Below are 15,842 nucleotides of genomic sequence, written 5' to 3' on the forward strand. Positions count from 1 at the left end.
AATAGCAGATATAAAAAGGAGATAATATGTTGGTAAGAACGAGGAGAGAGCCTAACAACCCAGCTGTGCTAAGTCCAAAACAATTTGAGATAGAATTTGGTATCAGCGTGGCTACACAATCCAAACTAAGAACACGTAAAAGCAAGAAAAACGATGGAGACTACGCAATACCATTCTTCAAGGTAGGAAACAAGGTTTGCTATCAGCGCGAGGCAATTATGGATTGGTTTTCTAAATTGCAAGAAAGGGAAACAAATCAAACTAATGTTGTAGAATGAAGGCAAGAAAAGGGAAATACAAAATGAAACCTATCCTTGATGTATGCTGTGGTGGCAAGATGTTTTATGCAGATAAACAAAATCCTAATGTGTTATTTTGTGATAAGCGTGAATTTGAAACAATCTTTAAAAAGAGTAAGCAAAAAGATGAATACTTTATCGTTAAGCCTGATGTGATAGCAGATTTTAGAGATTTACTTTTTGAAAATGAAAGTTTCTCTCTTGTTATCTTTGACCCGCCTCATATAAAAAATGGTAGTGATAAATCCTTTATGGTGCAAAAGTATGGGAAACTTGACAAATCTTACAAAGAGGATTTATCAAAGGGATTTAAGGAATGTATGCGAGTGCTAAAGGTAAATGGCACTTTGATTTTTAAGTGGAGTGAAGCACAAATTAGTTTAAGCGAGATTCTAAATTGTTTTAATAAAGAGCCTTTGCTTATGCAAAAGACTTCTAGGACTTCACACTTTTGTGTATTTTTTAAGGAGTAGAGAATGAAACTACAAGAACTTGACTTTAGGATTTGGGATAATAAGAATAAAAGGCTTTTGTATGCAGGGAATGAACCTATTGCGATAGGAATTTCAGAGTGTAGCAAACAGCCTTTCGTAACAGAATTTAATGAGCTTTTTGGACATCAAGAAATTAAAGATTGTGAAATTGAACTATGGATAAGGCTTAAAGATAAAAATGGTGTAAAGATTTACGAAGGGGATATTGTAAAGGCTAAAGAAAGAATTATAGACCCAGATTATCCAAAGGAAGCAGAGCTATTTATAGCAATAGTCAAGAAATATCACGATGATTCTATACCTTTGTATTTTATGATGTATAAAACAACAAATAATAATGATGTTTTTGATTTTGAATATTATGAGGTTGAAGTCATCGGCAATATCCACGAAAATCCCGAGTTATTAAAAGGTTAGAGAGATGAAAATCTACAATGAAAAACAAGAATGCGTAGGATTCTTGATGGCAAAAGATACAAAATCCTTTAAAATTTGGGATTTACTTGATACTAAAAATAAGAGAATAGCAACAATTCATCTATTCTTGTCAAGAGATAAAAAAGGAATCCTCTATATGCTAGATGATTTTCAAATAAGAGAATCGCTCAATCTAAAGGCAAAAGAGAAATTTACTATCCAAGCAGAGAATCCACAAGAGATTGAGCTATTTGGTAAAGAACAAATAGATATGAATTTCAATATAAAGGAGATACAATGAAAACAGAAAAAGTAGAAAATTTACCTCTGGTAAATGGAATATTTAGCAATTGTGCCAAGTTGGCTAGTAAGGAATATATGGCTCAGGCAACAGAAAGGTCAAAATGGTTAATAGATAACTTTTTAATGCGCGGCAGTTTAAATATGGTTTATGCCTCTGCAGGAGTGGGAAAATCACTTTTATCACTTGAATTAGCCTATTTTTTAGCTAAAAAGCCAAATGTATCAAAAGTCATTTACCTAGATGGCGATAATAGTGAAGCTGCATTAACTGCGCGCGGGTTAAATGAGATTGTAGAATCTAGCGGTGCAAAGCTGGAGTATTACTTTGTAAATCCTCATAAATATTTTAGTATCTTTAATAAACTCAAAGAATACAACCTAGAAAATGTCGTGCTTATCATAGATAGCATTCGCAACTTTATTAATTTTGATATTAAAGATGACATCAAGGTAACTCGCTATCTGCAAAGATTGCAAAAACTTAGAAGCAAAGGAGCAACTATTATTTTCTTGCACCATCAACCAAAACAATATGGTGAAGAGAATAATAAGATGTATAAAGGTGCAACAGCCTTTATAGATAGCGTAGATGAAGCGTGGTATGTATCAAAATCCTTTATTCAAAATAGTAACTCCAAAACTCTTAGCCTAGATTTAGAGCCACAAAAATATAGGTTAGATACAAAAGCACAAAGAGCAATTATAGATAATAAGACACATACAATATTTTTTCGTGATGATATTAGGATAGGACTAAGTCAAAAGCAGCAAATAACACTTGAACTTGCTCAAGAAGTTATTAATGCTAATCCAAATGGCATTATTCAAAGTGATTTAGCGAGACAAATAGTAAAGATTGCAAATGCAAATTACTATGAGATTGTAGGTAAAAATTCATTATGGAATTTACTTGCTGAATTTGAAAACAAACTCTTTAAAATCCATACTTTCACGCCAAAAGGTGGTGGTGTGCGAAAAATCTACACTCCACTTAATACTGCCATAGAATCTAAAACATCAAATAAAATCGAAACTAAAATAGAAAATACGCTCAATCTCATTAAAGCAGTCATCACGGAATCTAAAAATGGAATTGCACAAAAAGATTTAGCAGAGCTAGTTTGCAAAAAGGCGGCAAACAACTTGGAAATTGTGGGCAAAAATTCATTATGGAAGCTACTTGATAAGTATGATGGAGTATTTTATAGGGCAGAAAAGACATATAGAAAAAGTGGTTATGGTATTACTAAAATATATTTGCCACTGCTAGATTCCAATAAAAGTATGAATAGTGAAATAATGGTGGGTTAATTTGCTATAATTGCCCATATATTTTGAAATTATGAGGAGAACTTATGACAGCACCTGCGACACAAAAGGCAATATTTGGCACACGATTTGAACTTGACGAGGAGAAAATCTTAAGAGAGAACATATATGACCTTGATATGATGTATGCAAAGATAGAGGAGTTTGCCATAAAAAGAGCTGGGCTAACAAAAGTCTCTAAGAATCACTATGAGTTTAGAGGGGAAAAGAATGCTCAAGCACATTTGGGGATTTTAGTGTTTAATTGCTTATCAAAATGTGATTGGTTCACTACAAATGTCAAAAGCTGGGAATGGCTAGGGGATAGCAATAATGAAAACTATGTGGGGGATATGATTGCATTGCTTAAAAAGGAAAAAATAGGTGTTTGGGCGTGAGTGAGAAAAAGCTTAAATCCATAGCCTTTGATTTGATTGCATTGTTAAGATATAATTTATAAAAAAAGGATAAATATGCTAGGCACACGATTTGAACTTGACGAGGAGAAAATCTTAAGAGAGAACATATATGACCTTGATATGATGTATGCAAAGATAGAGGAGTTTGCCATAAAAAGAGCTGGGCTAACAAAAGTCTCTAAGAATCACTATGAGTTTAGAGGGGAAAAGAATGCTCAAGCACATTTGGGGATTTTCAACTTTAATTGTTTGTTGCAATGTGAATGGTTTACTAAAAATGTCAAAAGTTGGGAGTGGCTTGATGACCAATATGGCAAAGATTATTCAAGCGATATTATTGCCAATGCTAAAAAATATAATCAGGGAGTGTGGGCTTGATTGAGGATAAAAAGCTTAAATCCATAACCTTTGACCTTGATACCAAAGCTTTGCAGGAGCATTATACTAAGGGTGATTGGCATAATGCTTACAGTGATATAAGCAATTTCTTAGGCAAATATGACTTTATCCATATGCAAGGCTCGGTGTATGATTCTATAACAAAATTTAGTGATGATGAGCTTGGTATTCTGATACAAACAATGGCTAAAGAGCTGAATTGGCTTCCTCAATGTGTTAAAAGCATAAGAGGTTATGACCAACCCGTAATGATTGATTATACACAACAACTTAAAGATAGATTCACGCAAGATTTAAGTTTGGAAAACAAACAAAACTTAGCTATAAAAAGAATGAAGCAAAAAATTAATGAGATTGATAAATCAGGTAAGCTAAAAGAAATGCGTCCTAAAAAGAAAGATAGGGATATTGACCGCTAATTTTATATCATTTACAAATAATAATTAAAGCGTAATCAAATATGATTATTCTATATTTATATTGAGCGTATATTGCTTGTAAAATTATAAACCTCAATTATTGTGTAGTTTATGCAAATAGTCTGAAACAACCCCGCAAAACTCCTTACCATTGTAGATATGATGAACTGCAATCTGCATAGATTCTGTATATTTATGGGTGATATAAATAGTGTAAGTGTTGAAAATATAAGCAAAAAAACCTTGTTTATAAGAAGAGCCACCACAATCGTGCCATAAAATTCCATTAACCCCTTTAGTCCAAGGAAGAATTCCCCTGTGATACCACACTCCCCTCTCATCTATAAAAACATATTTTGCTTTCATTGACAATACAACTAAAAAAATAAAAATAGCCTCAAAAACAAAAAAACAGGAAAGTATAATTGTTTGGTGTGAAAAAAAACTAGAGCAAAACACAACTATAGCTATAAAAATAATATGTGCAAGTATCATCTCAACATATGCAACCCAAGAAAGTTTATACTTCTTGGAAAGATATTCTCCTTGTGTTACCTCATTTATGTCCATACTACATGTGTCCCTTTAACTAACCTATTCAAAATTTATGGCTACTTGCCTACATTTCTATACTTTTCTGCTATAGATTTTCTAGGCTTATTGATGACTTCCATACCGCCCTTTTCGGCAATTTGTATTCTCCCACACTCTACAAGCTCGGCATATCTACTATTGCCAAATTTCTTAAGCTCATCATCAGTTACTAGCCCATACCCTACAAATCCAAAATAATCCTTGCTAGGATGCTTCTCTTCACCACCACGAGATTTGTATATTTTTTGACTTATCCCCTCTAGTTCAGCAGCTTCTCCTTTTCCTTCCCAAGCTTCTGGTGAATCAAAAATCTTTTCAAATTTATTTTCACACTCTTTAAGCATTTTACCTAACTCTGCCTTTTCTAACTTAGAATATTCCTCTACACTTTTTACAGAATCTCCACAACCACTAAGCGTAAGTGTCGCTACCACCACTACGCTAAATACTACTATCTTTTTCATTTTTTCTCCTTATTTTGCTTATTTTTTTGCTCTTTGCGGCATTTATCTAAATCTAACAATGCCTGCTCTCTTTGTGGCATACTCAAGGTAGAATCATTAGCCTTTTGCTCAAGATACTCGCATTTTGAATAATCTGTTTCATCACCTAAAATCATTTTTTCTGTGAATTTTACATATTCCGCACAGCCACTAGATGCTAACATTGTTGCTATCACTACACTAAATACTAAAGCTTTTTTCATTGTTGTTCCTTATCAAAAAATAAAGAGTTGTAACCAAATAATACAAATGCTATTACAATATGGAATTAAAATTGAACGATTATTGTAGCAAAAATTAGATAATTTTTCTACTCTTTAAAAAATTTGTAAAACTTTTAAGTGTTTTATGGGTATAACCTAGCTTTTGCCATACTTGACGCTTAGATTCTCCTCTATTTAGCAGAATCTTAATCTTGTCTATATCCTTATCGTATTCGCTACTGAAGCTACCCTTTGGACGCCCTAACTTTTTGCCATTAGCCATTGCTTTTTCAAGCCCTGCCTTTGTTCTTTGACTTATAAATTCTCGCTCTGTCTCATCAATATAGGCATAGATAGCAAGGAGCAATTTAGCATAAGCACTATTAAATGTGCTAAGTTCAGGTTGCCTAAGAAAAATCATTTGCACACCATTATTGCTTAACTCTAGCACTAAGTTCATCACTTCTAACATACTTCTTCCAAGCCTTGAAAGTTCTACTACAATGAGCAAATCACCACGATTTAATTTTGTTTTTAATTCTCCTATTTTGCGGATTTCTTGACTCTTTTTACTGCTTTGCTCTATCTCTATGAATTTATCAATATGTATGTCATTTATTCTGCAGTATTCTTGAATTTGTAACTTCTGTGTTTGCGTATCCTGCTTATTTGTGCTAATCCTAATATATGCCAAATTCATATTTTCCCCCATTTTTAAACTAAATTTTAATTATATCAAAGGAATAAAAATCGTTCAATTTTAATTCCATAAGGAGTAAATATGATTAAGTTGTTTAATAGCGTGATTATAGCTATTTTATTGTTGCCTAGCTTTACATTTGGTGCAGGCGGATTAAATAAGGTAAATACTCTTATGACTAGCATTAGTAATGCTTTATATGCTGTGGGTGTAGTTGTTTTAACTATTGCAATTATGTGGGCTGGATTTAAGATTATGTTTCAAGGGCAGACTTTACGCGAAGTAGCTCCACCATTGCTTGGTGGGATTCTAATCGGTGCTGCAAGTGGTATTGCTGGACTTTTAATTAGCTAATTTTAAGGGTGAGGAATGGTGCAACCGCTATTTAAAGGATTAACTCGTCCTGCATTATTATTTGGCGTTCCTATGTTGCCTCTTTTGGCAACATTTGGGTTATTACTTTTAATAACTTTTTGGACACAGAGCTTTGCCTTATTATTTCTTGCTATTCCTTTATTTTTTATAGAAAAAGCAATGGCAAAGAAAGATCCTTATATTTTTCGACTTTTTATGCTAAAGGCAATGTTTCTAACAAATCCATTTAGCAAAAAATTTCATAGCGTTAAAACATACTCTGCAACAAGTTACACCAAAAAGCAAATGGCAAGAGCAGAAGTGCCAAAACTTAATATAATAGCCCTTAATAATGAGCCAAATTTTGAAAAGCTAATTCCTTATTCAAGCATTATTGCACCAAGTGTGGTAATGACAAAGGATTACTTGCTTTTAAGCACTTACCGAATTGATGGTATTTGTTTTGAGGCTGAAAGTGATATAAATCTTTCTTTTATCAATGAATCTCTTAATATGTGCTTTCGCGCATTCAGTAATGAGCCTGTTAGCTTTTATTTTCATAATGTCCGCCATAGAATCAATGATAGCCTAGATTCTGCATTTGACAATCCTTATTTAAACGATGTTGATGAGAAATATAAGCAGTCTTTTAAAGATAAGACACTTTTAAAAAATAGTCTTTTTATTACTATTATCTACTCACCTCTTGGGCGTTTGGATAAAGGGGTATTTAAAAAAGCAAGTGTAAAAGACAAACAAAAGCAACTTACAAGTTTTCTTTATATATTCAAAGAATACAAAGCAAGATTTGAAAGTAATATCAAGCAGTTTGGTGTTGCTCTTTTAGGAGAATATGAGAAAAATGGTATTAAGTTTTCTAAGCAGCTTGAGTTTTATAACTATTTAATAGGTGGTAGATTTACACCCACTCGCATTTTGGATATGCCATTATATGAATATCTAAGCGGTGGATTAAATAATATTTATTTTGAACATAAGAGCGCACAAATAAATTACAATGATGATACTTACAAATTTTGTAGAGCTATTGAAGTCAAAGATTATTCAAATACTACTTATGCAGGGATTTTAGACGCATTAATGTATTTAAATTGTGAATTTACTATAACTCAAAGTTATATTCCACTTTCGCAAATAGAGGCAAAATCTGCTCTTAAAACACAGGCAAATCAACTAAAAAGTGTAGAAGATGATTCTATATCCCAAACCGCACAAATAGAACAAGCTTTAGATGATTTGGCAAGTGGAGAAATTGGTTTTGGCAATTATCATTTTGTTATTATTGTTTTTGGAGATAGTTTAAAAGAATGTAAAGACAACACAAACCAAACTATTACACTCTTAAATGAAATAGGGATTTTAACAAGCATTGCAGAAATTGCATTACCAGCAAGTTACTTCTCTCAAATGCCTTGTAATTTCGCTTTTCGCCCAAGAATCCACAAAATCAGCACTGCAAATTATTCAAGCCTTATTGCTTTACATAATTTTAGCAGTGGCAAAAGAGATAAGAACTGCTGGGGCGAGGCAGTATGTATGCTTAAAACACCAAATAAAAGTCCTTATTATCTTAATTTTCATCAAAGCAATAATAATAAAGATGATTTTGGAGAGTTGTTTTTGGCAAATTCATTGATTTTAGGGCAAAGCGGTGGTGGAAAGACGGTGTTTATGAACTTCACTTTTAATCAAATGCAAAAATACAAAGACCCGAGCACTTTTCCTGAATCTACCCCACTAGATAAGCGTAAATTTACAAGTGTTTATTTAGACAAAGACTACGGAGCTTTGGGGAATATTCTTTGTGCTGGTGGTAAATATATAAAAATAGAAAATGGGAAACCTACAGGATTTAATCCCTTTAAGGTGGAAGCCACACAAGAAAATCTAAGAGCATTAAAAGGCTTAGTAACAATGCTAGTTACGCGCAAGGGAGAGTTTTTGAATGCTAAAGAAGAGAAAAAGCTAAGTGATGCAGTGGAATTTATTATGAGGGAATTTAAAAAAGATGAGCGCAAATACCCCATTTCGCTTTTATTGGAGAATCTAACAGAAGATATTAATGATGATAACTCTCTTAAAGCAAGGTTAATGGCATTTAAAAAAGGTAAGCAATTTGGTTGGGTGTTTGATAATGAAAATGACATTTTAGAGTTTAGTGATGAAATAAGTATTTATGGCATTGATGGGACAGAGTTTTTAGATGATAAAGATATCAATGGGATTCTAAGCTATTTTATTTTGTGGCGCGTTATGAGTTTAGCAGATGGGCGTAGGCTTGTTATTGACATAGACGAAGCGTGGAAATGGCTAGAAAATGAAGTGGTTGCAGAGGAGGTAAAAAACAAGTTTAAAACTATAAGAAAACAAAATGGTTTCTTACGCCTTGCTACACAAAGTGTAGAGGACTTCTTAAAACTTCCTATTGCAAAAACTTTAATAGAACAAAGTGCCACAAAGATTTTCTTGCCAAATCCTTTAGCAAAGGCAGATGATTATATAAATGGACTAAATCTTAGTGAAGATGAATATCAAATCATTAGAGATTTTCAGCCTGTAAAAAGACAATTTTTAATTAAGAGACAAGATGAGAGTGTCATTGCTACTCTTGATTTAAGCACTCTGGGCAAGGAGAATCTAATGATTCTTAGCACAGGTGCTTCTTATATAGATACGATTGAAAATATATTTGATGATAAAGAAAAAAGCCTTGAGGCAAAAATAATCGCATTAAAGGAGGTATATAGAAATGCGTAACAAGAAGTTAGTGGGAGCAGTGGCTCTGTGGATAGGGTTAAGTATAAATGCAAATGCCATTCCTGTAATTGACCCAACCAATTTGGTGCAAAATACCATAACTGCAATACAACAAATAGCAAGTTATGCAAAGCAAGTGAGTGATTCAGTGCGTCAGATTCAAGAGTTTGATAAACACGCTACTGAATTTACTAATGAAACGCTGGGGCTTGATGATTTACTAGGGGATATAAATAATATCAGCAAAGATATAAATGATATTTATAAAGCCAAAGAGGATATGGAGCAATTCAACAAAGAAGTGCTAAGCGACCCACAGGGTTTTTTTAACGATAAATATAAAAAATACACAGACACCTATAATCTTTACGATAAGTGTAGTGGGCTTAAAGACGGCGCACTCAATATTTGCCTAAGAGATAGAATCAATTATGCTGCAGGGATAAAACAGCATAGCGACTATGGAAATATTATTCGCAGATTGCAAAAACAATTAGATAAACAAATCAAAGAATTTGATAGAGCAAGCAGCCAAAAAGATAGAGAAAATGCAGCTTTGGCTATTCGTGCTACACAGGCAGAAATGGAAAAAGCAAAAGCACTTAATGAGTTAGATTCACTTGAATATAGAAATAATGAGCGCATAGTGCAAGAGCAAGAAGATGAACTTTTTCTAAAGAGTCTTAATACAACATATTCAGTAGCAGAAAAGTATAGAAATGTAGGATTAAAATAATGGCAGATTCTTCACAAATGTTCACAGGCATAGGTTATACCATTGAAAACCTACTCTCAAACCTGCAACAAATGAGCCTTAATAACAAAATGCAACAGCTTCAACTTATAGTTAGTGCAATTATAACGCTAAGTATTATGTATAAAGGTTATATGGTATTAGCAGGAAAAAGTCAAGACCCTATAAGAGAGCTTGTATGGGATTTAGGACGAAAAGCATTTATTTTATCCTTTGCTATGGGAGCTGGAGTTTGGCTTAACTATTCTATTGAAGCGGTTAAAGGGATTTATGAATGGGCTGGTGGTGGCATAGGCTTTTATCAGCAACTTGATGGGCTTGTAGATGCTGTATTAAAATATATGGCAAGTCTGTGGAAAGAAAGCGGAATGAGTGCTGGAAAAACTATTATGGCAGCATTTATGATAGTCATCGTAGGGATATGTTTTGTTGCGATTTGTTTTGAGTTATTTTTCTCTATTATCGCGTGCAGTGTAAGCAATACATTCCTTATTATAGTTTTACCCCTAGCACTTTTTTGCCTAATGTGGAATCAAACAAAGCAAGTTTTCACACAATGGTGTCAGCTCCTGCTTTCAAATACTTTTACACTCTTATTCTTGTTTATGTTTATGTCATTTTGTCAATCGGTTTTGGAACAAGTTTTTAGCCTTGAGGCGTTAAAGGAATTTGATTTAAAAAATATTCTTTTGCAAACATTGGAAGTAACGCTTATGTGCTTTGTGCTAGTGCAAATCATTAAAGTCATTAAATCTCTTGCGCAAAATCTCGCACAAGTCAGTCTAGATTCTGCTATGAGTGGTGTTGGGGCTTCACAAGTAGCTGGGGCAGTAGTAGGTGGAGCAACAAGAGGTATAAATAAAGCAGCTATTGGTGGAATAGGTGGATTAACTGGGAAAAGTGTAGGTTCAGCTATGGAAAAGGGTGGTTTAGCAGGAGTAGCAGGCAATCTTGCTACTAGTGGTATGGTTGGAGGGATTGGAGTAGCAGCCACTGGAGCAAAAATGGCTGCAAGTGCAGGTAAAGCTCTATTATCAAAAATGAGAGGTTAAAAATGAATATAAATCTAAAATCAATCTTGGCAGCAAGTTTCATAGCATTTTTATTTATGGCGTGTAGCAATAAAGAGGCAAATCCTTATGATGAAATCTTTAGTGATAAACATAAATTTGTCCCTATTAATACCAAAGAGCTAAAGGAAGTTAAATGAAGCAAATCATAGAAAAACTCAAAGCCCTATTGAATACTAAACGCAAAGAGTTTGATAATGCAGATTCTAATGAATTTAATCATTCATATGAATATGATATTCAGGGTAACTATAAGAAAGCCTTAGATTTTGAATCTAGTTTGCGTTATATGATAGAACAAAGTAACAAGAGAGCCTATTTATTTGCTGTTTTTTGTGGTGTTTTATCTGTATTAGCAATCATAGCAGTAATGCTTCTAACACCATTAAAAACTACCGAGCCATATCTTGTTCGCGTGAATGACACTACAGGAGCGGTGGATATTATAAGCATTTTAGATGTTCAGCAAATAAGTAATAATGAAGCCCTAGATAAACATTTTATAAATAGCTATGTTCGTGCAAGAGAGGGTTATTTCTATGATATGTTAAATAGAGATTATGAACTTGTTCTTACTTTAAGCAGTGATAGAGTAGCAGCAGATTATAAAGATATTTATAAAGGTGAAGACGCGCGAGATAAAGTTTTTAAAAACAACATACAAATTAGCGTTGATGTCCTATCAATTGTTCTTACAGAATCTGCTGGGGTAAAAACTGCCACGATTAGAACAAATCTAGCAATTAAGAATCTAAGTAATAGAAGCATCATCAATCAATATCGCATTATTACTCTTAGCTATGAGTATCAAAACCTAGCATTTAGAGAAAACTTGCGACATATCAATCCACTTGGCTTTAAAGTTTTAACTTACAGAATAGATGAGGACATAAAACGATGAAACAGATAGTATTAATTTGCGTATTTATTGCGGTTGGTTTTGGAGCAAGTGTGCCTACTAAGAGTAGCTTTGATTCAAAGATAGCCTATGCAGTGTTTAACGCACAAGATGTGCTAACTATCACGGCAGCAAATGGCTATGTAAGCGTGATAGAGTTTGCTCCAAATGAGCGAGTAATCAATATTGCAGCTGGATTTAGTGAGGGTTGGGAGATTGTGGATAGAGAAAATCTACTCTTTATCAAGCCAAAAGCAGTAACAACTAAATTTGTGCATAATCCAGACCCTATGTTTAATGGAGCCGAAAAAGAAATGGTGATAGACCCTATACCGCAGACTTGGAAGACCAACTTAATTGTAACGACAAATGCTAATTTTTATGTGTTTGATTTAGTTTTAAACGCCAAGAATAAAGTTTATAAAATGACTTTTACCTATCCTCAAATGGAAGATAAAGCAATACAAAATGCTCAAAAGAGGCTTGATAGAGCCATAGAAATTGACAAACTGCAAAAAAGCCTTAATCGCACGGCAGTGCCTCGTAATTGGGATTATTATATGAGAGTAAATAATGGTGCTGATAACATCGCCCCTGACTTTGCATATGATGATGGTGTATTCACTTATCTTGGATTTGACAATACAAAGGTGTTCCCAAGTGCATTTGCTTACGATAGAGAGGAGCAAATAGTGAATCAGCACATTAAAAAAGAGGGCAAATTTTCAGTTCTTGTTATTCATTCTATCCATAAAAAGATTCTGCTTAGAAGCGGTGATAAATTAGTCGGCATTTTAAACAAAGGCTATGCGTTAAATCCATTACCAAAAGCACCAGAGACAAGTAATGAAACCGAAGTAAAAAGGGAGCTTTTAAATGGAAAATAGAGAGGCAAATAGCAATGTTCTCTTAGAAAGTGAGGGTGGAAGTAAGCGTATAATAGGCGTAGTAGCAATAGTAGGCGGTGCGTTATTTATCTTGTTGTTGATATTACTAAGCTTGAGTTTTGGTAGTGATTCGGGTGATAAAGAAAAAGATGAAAACAACAAAAATGCCCTCAATATGCTTAATGCAAACAATAATGACTTAGGTAACGAAGCTGAATTTGGGCAGGACAATGGCTTTATGGAGGTTGAATCTAGTGGTAAAGGGTTATTAAATGATTTGGGTTTAGAACAAAATAGCAATGACTTGGTTGATAGTGTAAAAAACAATCAAACATTTGAGCCACAGCTAACTTTTAATGAAAATTTTGGCAATCAATCCCCAAAGGAAGAACAACCTTGGTGGCTTACAAAAGATGGTTTTATGAAGCCACGAATTATAAAAGGTTCTAGTGCTGGAGTAATAAGCCCACGCGGTGGCGAAGCAGCAAAAGAATCTAACGAACAACAAAAGAAACAAGATAAGCTAAACCCAGCAGAAATGGAGCAAAAGACACTTCAAGCATTAAATAATATGCTAGACCAAACCAAAAATATAGATTATAACGCGCTAATGAGTGCAAATGCTGAAGCACAAGCTGCTGCTGGTTTAAGTGGTATGGATTTTGGCAGTGATACTTCATATAGACAAAATACCGACTTTAAAGGTGAAGTTTATCAACCTACAAGTGCATTTTATAGTCCATTTAATCAATCATTGCTCTTACCTAAAAACACTTATATCCCTTGTAGTTTGCAAACTAAAATTGTAAGTGAATTAAAAGGGAGTATAGGCTGCATAGTAGCAAGTGATATTTATTCAGCAAATGGACAAACACTTTTAATAGAAAAAGGCAGCCAAATAAGCGGCAGTTACACAAATGCAGATGTAACAGATGGTAGCTCAAGGCTTTATGTGATATGGAGTGAGATAAGAACACCAAATAATATTGTTATTCCTGTGGATAGCGGTGGAGTAGATGCTCTAGGTGGAGCAGGTATTGAGGGTAATAGGGATAACCATTATGCAACAAGATTTGGTGCTGCCATTCTACTAAGTGTTATTGATGGCACAATTAAATCACTTGGGCAATATGTGAATGCCCAAATTGCGCCAAATGCTCAAATGTATAGCCCTATGCAAGCAAATCAATTGGCAAATACAGCTCTGCGCCAAACTATAAACATAAAACCTACTATTTATCGTAATCACGGCGACTTAGTCGGAGTGTATGTCAATAAAGATATAGATTTTAGTAAGGTGTATCAGCTGCGCCTAAGGAGCAAAAAATGAGTGTAAGTTTGCAAAAATATGCTGATAATTTATTTGGCAAGTATTTAAAAGAAGATTCAATCAATGAGATTTGCTACAACGGAGATGATCTTATTTGGTTTCAAAATACAAGTGGCGAATGGCAGTGCGAATCTACACATATAACCTATGAAAATGCCGAAGCATTTGCTCAAGCAGCTGCAAGCTACAAAGAAGACCAAATAGACAAGGCAAGACCTATTCTAAGCTGTGTATTGGTAAGTGGCGAAAGGGTGCAAATCGTATTGCCTCCCGCAAGTAAAAAAGACCATATTTCAATCACTATTAGAAAACCTAGCCGCACAAGATTTGTAATGAGTGATTTTTCTAAACAGGGACTCTTTAGTGAGATAAAGCCAATTAGCCATACTTTAAGCCAAAAAGATAGTGAGCTGCTAAGCTTATATGAAAAAGGTGAGTATGAGAGATTTATAAGCAGTGCTGTCGCCTATGGCAAAAATGTAATTATCTGTGGCGAAACAGGTAGCGGTAAAACCACCTTTATGAAAAGTCTCATAGATTTTATTCCGCTAGATTCAAGGCTCATAACCATTGAAGATGTGGAGGAAATTGTATTTTTTACACATAAAAACTTTGTGCAACTTTTTTATCCAAGTGAAGCAAAGAGTGATGATTTCTTAAATTCAGCAACACTTCTTAAAAGCTGTTTGCGTATGAAGCCTGACCGCATTTTATTAGCAGAGCTTCGTGGAGCTGAAACCTATGATTTTATCAATGTTTTAAGCTCTGGACACGGAGGAAGTCTTACAAGCTGCCACGCTGGGAATAGCGCAGATTGCTTTAAACGCCTTGCAATGATGATATTGCAAAATCCTCAAGGACAAAAAATACCTTACGAACAGATTATGGCAATGCTACAAGACCTCATAGATGTAATTGTCCATATTTATGCACACAATGGAAAGCGTAGGATTAGTGAAATTTATTTCAAAGAGGCTATGCGATGAGTGATAAAGAAAAACAAGATTTACAAAACAAAATACTAGAGCTTGAAAATTATGTCAAAGAAACAAAGCAAAATATAGCAAAGGCTGAAGAAAATATTAAACAATGTGAAAAAGCTATACAAACATTAAAAGAAATTGCTTGGGAGAGAGAATCCAAAAAAGAAAGTAGCAAGATGTATAAAGTGCTAGAGAATGAAAAGTCTAGCACAATTGTTAAAGGTAATGTAGGTGATGTAGTGGTTGATAGGGAGTTTATGGAAAAAGAAATACACAAACATCTTGATAATCCAGCCCTAAGAGGAATGGTAACCACAGAAGAAATGCTTTCTTTTCCTAAGGTAGCTAGGAATGTGGGAGCGGAGTTTAATGCGGAATATCAGGGCTACAATTGGAGGGTTAAAGCCAATGATGAGAGTATTATAAATTATGGAGAAAGAGATTATGGAAAAGGACATAGATTATTAACAGCTCATTCAAGGACAGAGAGGGGTGAGCGAGGTCAGCCCCACCGACAGATTAACGACCTCAATTTTCACAACTCTGCCAATGAAAGTATAGCACAAAATAAAACCAATCTCACAAAAGTTTCAGAATCTGCACTTAAAAGAATGCAGCAAAAAATAGATGCAGTTGCACAAAAAGGCTTTAGCAGCAACACAAAAGCTAAGCAACAATCTATCGACAAAGGAAAAGATAGATGAAATGTGCAAACTTAATCATACAAAAG

Annotated in this window: 22 protein-coding genes; 18 read left to right on the plus strand and 4 right to left on the minus strand. The window is 34.1% G+C overall.

Annotated elements, in window-relative coordinates; genetic code table 11:
* The first annotated feature begins 26 nt into the window (after window positions 1-26).
* From BN2458_RS07635 to BN2458_RS07670, 8 genes are all read left to right on the plus strand, one after another.
* Window positions 27-278 carry a hypothetical protein gene (locus tag BN2458_RS07635; RefSeq protein WP_034327161.1) on the plus strand — a complete coding sequence of 84 codons (252 nt, stop codon included), beginning with the start codon at window positions 27-29 and terminating at the stop codon, window positions 276-278.
* A 23-nt stretch (window positions 279-301) separates the two neighbouring features.
* Entirely contained in the window at window positions 302-772 is a 471-nt protein-coding gene (locus BN2458_RS07640; RefSeq protein ID WP_034343125.1) for a class I SAM-dependent methyltransferase, read from the plus strand.
* 3 nt (window positions 773-775) lie between these two features.
* Entirely contained in the window at window positions 776-1,210 is a 435-nt protein-coding gene (locus tag BN2458_RS07645) for a YopX family protein (protein ID WP_052082128.1), read from the plus strand.
* 4 nt (window positions 1,211-1,214) lie between these two features.
* On the plus strand, window positions 1,215-1,511 hold the full coding sequence (locus tag BN2458_RS07650) for a hypothetical protein (protein WP_034342955.1): 297 nt from the start codon (window positions 1,215-1,217) through the stop codon (window positions 1,509-1,511).
* Window positions 1,508-2,824, plus strand: coding sequence for an AAA family ATPase (locus tag BN2458_RS07655; RefSeq protein ID WP_052057429.1), 1,317 nt, complete (start codon window positions 1,508-1,510; stop codon window positions 2,822-2,824). Before BN2458_RS07650 ends, BN2458_RS07655 begins: the two co-directional genes overlap by 4 nt.
* 44 nt (window positions 2,825-2,868) lie before the next feature.
* Window positions 2,869-3,219 carry a hypothetical protein gene (locus BN2458_RS07660; RefSeq protein ID WP_034342957.1) on the plus strand — a complete coding sequence of 117 codons (351 nt, stop codon included), beginning with the start codon at window positions 2,869-2,871 and terminating at the stop codon, window positions 3,217-3,219.
* 75 nt (window positions 3,220-3,294) lie between these two features.
* On the plus strand, window positions 3,295-3,618 hold the full coding sequence (locus BN2458_RS07665) for a lysozyme family protein (RefSeq protein ID WP_034342959.1): 324 nt from the start codon (window positions 3,295-3,297) through the stop codon (window positions 3,616-3,618).
* Window positions 3,609-4,058, plus strand: a complete 450-nt coding sequence (locus tag BN2458_RS07670) for a VapD (protein WP_052082129.1) — start codon at window positions 3,609-3,611, stop codon at window positions 4,056-4,058. Before BN2458_RS07665 ends, BN2458_RS07670 begins: the two co-directional genes overlap by 10 nt.
* Before the next feature lie 93 nt (window positions 4,059-4,151).
* Here the strand turns inward: BN2458_RS07670 and BN2458_RS07675 are convergent, their stop codons facing one another.
* The 4 genes from BN2458_RS07675 to BN2458_RS07690 form a co-directional block, all read right to left on the minus strand.
* Complete coding sequence (locus BN2458_RS07675; RefSeq protein WP_034327726.1) at window positions 4,152-4,628, minus strand: hypothetical protein; 477 nt, start codon at window positions 4,626-4,628, stop codon at window positions 4,152-4,154.
* Between the two features lie 41 nt (window positions 4,629-4,669).
* Window positions 4,670-5,116 (minus strand): EexN family lipoprotein, encoded by a 447-nt coding sequence (locus tag BN2458_RS07680; RefSeq protein ID WP_034327728.1) that lies wholly within the window; start codon window positions 5,114-5,116, stop codon window positions 4,670-4,672.
* On the minus strand, window positions 5,113-5,358 hold the full coding sequence (locus BN2458_RS07685; RefSeq protein ID WP_034327729.1) for a hypothetical protein: 246 nt from the start codon (window positions 5,356-5,358) through the stop codon (window positions 5,113-5,115). The genes BN2458_RS07680 and BN2458_RS07685 overlap by 4 nt, the downstream gene beginning before the upstream one ends.
* Before the next feature lie 94 nt (window positions 5,359-5,452).
* Complete coding sequence (locus tag BN2458_RS07690; RefSeq protein ID WP_034327731.1) at window positions 5,453-6,058, minus strand: recombinase family protein; 606 nt, start codon at window positions 6,056-6,058, stop codon at window positions 5,453-5,455.
* An 81-nt stretch (window positions 6,059-6,139) separates the two neighbouring features.
* Between BN2458_RS07690 and BN2458_RS07695 the strand changes: the two genes are divergently transcribed.
* Genes BN2458_RS07695 through BN2458_RS07735 form a run of 10 tightly spaced genes read left to right on the plus strand, consistent with a single transcriptional unit; the run spans window position 6,140 to window position 15,816 of the window.
* Window positions 6,140-6,412, plus strand: coding sequence for a TrbC/VirB2 family protein (locus BN2458_RS07695; protein WP_034327733.1), 273 nt, complete (start codon window positions 6,140-6,142; stop codon window positions 6,410-6,412).
* 15 nt (window positions 6,413-6,427) lie between these two features.
* On the plus strand, window positions 6,428-9,190 hold the full coding sequence (locus tag BN2458_RS07700; RefSeq protein WP_034342961.1) for a VirB4 family type IV secretion/conjugal transfer ATPase: 2,763 nt from the start codon (window positions 6,428-6,430) through the stop codon (window positions 9,188-9,190).
* Complete coding sequence (locus BN2458_RS07705) at window positions 9,183-9,926, plus strand: type IV secretion system protein (RefSeq protein ID WP_034327736.1); 744 nt, start codon at window positions 9,183-9,185, stop codon at window positions 9,924-9,926. The genes BN2458_RS07700 and BN2458_RS07705 overlap by 8 nt, the downstream gene beginning before the upstream one ends.
* Complete coding sequence (locus tag BN2458_RS07710; RefSeq protein ID WP_034327738.1) at window positions 9,926-10,996, plus strand: type IV secretion system protein; 1,071 nt, start codon at window positions 9,926-9,928, stop codon at window positions 10,994-10,996. Before BN2458_RS07705 ends, BN2458_RS07710 begins: the two co-directional genes overlap by 1 nt.
* A 2-nt stretch (window positions 10,997-10,998) precedes the next feature.
* The gene (locus tag BN2458_RS09980; protein ID WP_156407288.1) at window positions 10,999-11,154 is read left to right on the plus strand and encodes a hypothetical protein; all 156 of its coding nucleotides are present in this window, start codon (window positions 10,999-11,001) and stop codon (window positions 11,152-11,154) included.
* Complete coding sequence (locus tag BN2458_RS07715; protein WP_138117629.1) at window positions 11,151-11,915, plus strand: virB8 family protein; 765 nt, start codon at window positions 11,151-11,153, stop codon at window positions 11,913-11,915. Before BN2458_RS09980 ends, BN2458_RS07715 begins: the two co-directional genes overlap by 4 nt.
* The gene (locus tag BN2458_RS07720) at window positions 11,912-12,799 is read left to right on the plus strand and encodes a TrbG/VirB9 family P-type conjugative transfer protein (protein ID WP_034327741.1); all 888 of its coding nucleotides are present in this window, start codon (window positions 11,912-11,914) and stop codon (window positions 12,797-12,799) included. The genes BN2458_RS07715 and BN2458_RS07720 overlap by 4 nt, the downstream gene beginning before the upstream one ends.
* The gene (locus BN2458_RS07725) at window positions 12,789-14,129 is read left to right on the plus strand and encodes a TrbI/VirB10 family protein (protein WP_052057431.1); all 1,341 of its coding nucleotides are present in this window, start codon (window positions 12,789-12,791) and stop codon (window positions 14,127-14,129) included. The genes BN2458_RS07720 and BN2458_RS07725 overlap by 11 nt, the downstream gene beginning before the upstream one ends.
* Window positions 14,126-15,115: a P-type DNA transfer ATPase VirB11 gene (gene virB11, locus BN2458_RS07730; RefSeq protein WP_034327743.1), complete on the plus strand. Its 990-nt coding sequence runs from the start codon at window positions 14,126-14,128 to the stop codon at window positions 15,113-15,115. Before BN2458_RS07725 ends, virB11 begins: the two co-directional genes overlap by 4 nt.
* Complete coding sequence (locus BN2458_RS07735) at window positions 15,112-15,816, plus strand: hypothetical protein (RefSeq protein WP_052057432.1); 705 nt, start codon at window positions 15,112-15,114, stop codon at window positions 15,814-15,816. The genes virB11 and BN2458_RS07735 overlap by 4 nt, the downstream gene beginning before the upstream one ends.
* Window positions 15,817-15,842 lie beyond the last annotated feature (26 nt).

The organism is Helicobacter typhlonius (assembly GCF_001460635.1).
In the GTDB taxonomy this organism is placed as follows: domain Bacteria; phylum Campylobacterota; class Campylobacteria; order Campylobacterales; family Helicobacteraceae; genus Helicobacter_C; species Helicobacter_C typhlonius.

Bases quoted from the DNA above. Each gene is read 5' to 3' on its own strand.
- BN2458_RS07725 (WP_052057431.1), top strand. From the start codon at position 12,789: ATGGAAAATAGAGAGGCAAATAGCAATGTTCTCTTAGAAAGTGAGGGT.
- BN2458_RS07635 (WP_034327161.1), top strand. From the start codon at position 27: ATGTTGGTAAGAACGAGGAGAGAGCCTAACAACCCAGCTGTGCTAAGT.
- BN2458_RS07665 (WP_034342959.1), top strand. From the start codon at position 3,295: ATGCTAGGCACACGATTTGAACTTGACGAGGAGAAAATCTTAAGAGAG.
- BN2458_RS07720 (WP_034327741.1), top strand. From the start codon at position 11,912: ATGAAACAGATAGTATTAATTTGCGTATTTATTGCGGTTGGTTTTGGA.
- BN2458_RS07705 (WP_034327736.1), top strand. From the start codon at position 9,183: ATGCGTAACAAGAAGTTAGTGGGAGCAGTGGCTCTGTGGATAGGGTTA.
- BN2458_RS07700 (WP_034342961.1), top strand. From the start codon at position 6,428: ATGGTGCAACCGCTATTTAAAGGATTAACTCGTCCTGCATTATTATTT.
- virB11 (WP_034327743.1), top strand. From the start codon at position 14,126: ATGAGTGTAAGTTTGCAAAAATATGCTGATAATTTATTTGGCAAGTAT.
- BN2458_RS07695 (WP_034327733.1), top strand. From the start codon at position 6,140: ATGATTAAGTTGTTTAATAGCGTGATTATAGCTATTTTATTGTTGCCT.
- BN2458_RS07710 (WP_034327738.1), top strand. From the start codon at position 9,926: ATGGCAGATTCTTCACAAATGTTCACAGGCATAGGTTATACCATTGAA.
- BN2458_RS07715 (WP_138117629.1), top strand. From the start codon at position 11,151: ATGAAGCAAATCATAGAAAAACTCAAAGCCCTATTGAATACTAAACGC.
- BN2458_RS07735 (WP_052057432.1), top strand. From the start codon at position 15,112: ATGAGTGATAAAGAAAAACAAGATTTACAAAACAAAATACTAGAGCTT.
- BN2458_RS07645 (WP_052082128.1), top strand. From the start codon at position 776: ATGAAACTACAAGAACTTGACTTTAGGATTTGGGATAATAAGAATAAA.
- BN2458_RS09980 (WP_156407288.1), top strand. From the start codon at position 10,999: ATGAATATAAATCTAAAATCAATCTTGGCAGCAAGTTTCATAGCATTT.
- BN2458_RS07675 (WP_034327726.1), bottom strand. From the start codon at position 4,628: ATGGACATAAATGAGGTAACACAAGGAGAATATCTTTCCAAGAAGTAT.
- BN2458_RS07660 (WP_034342957.1), top strand. From the start codon at position 2,869: ATGACAGCACCTGCGACACAAAAGGCAATATTTGGCACACGATTTGAA.
- BN2458_RS07680 (WP_034327728.1), bottom strand. From the start codon at position 5,116: ATGAAAAAGATAGTAGTATTTAGCGTAGTGGTGGTAGCGACACTTACG.
- BN2458_RS07685 (WP_034327729.1), bottom strand. From the start codon at position 5,358: ATGAAAAAAGCTTTAGTATTTAGTGTAGTGATAGCAACAATGTTAGCA.
- BN2458_RS07655 (WP_052057429.1), top strand. From the start codon at position 1,508: ATGAAAACAGAAAAAGTAGAAAATTTACCTCTGGTAAATGGAATATTT.
- BN2458_RS07640 (WP_034343125.1), top strand. From the start codon at position 302: ATGAAACCTATCCTTGATGTATGCTGTGGTGGCAAGATGTTTTATGCA.
- BN2458_RS07690 (WP_034327731.1), bottom strand. From the start codon at position 6,058: ATGAATTTGGCATATATTAGGATTAGCACAAATAAGCAGGATACGCAA.
- BN2458_RS07650 (WP_034342955.1), top strand. From the start codon at position 1,215: ATGAAAATCTACAATGAAAAACAAGAATGCGTAGGATTCTTGATGGCA.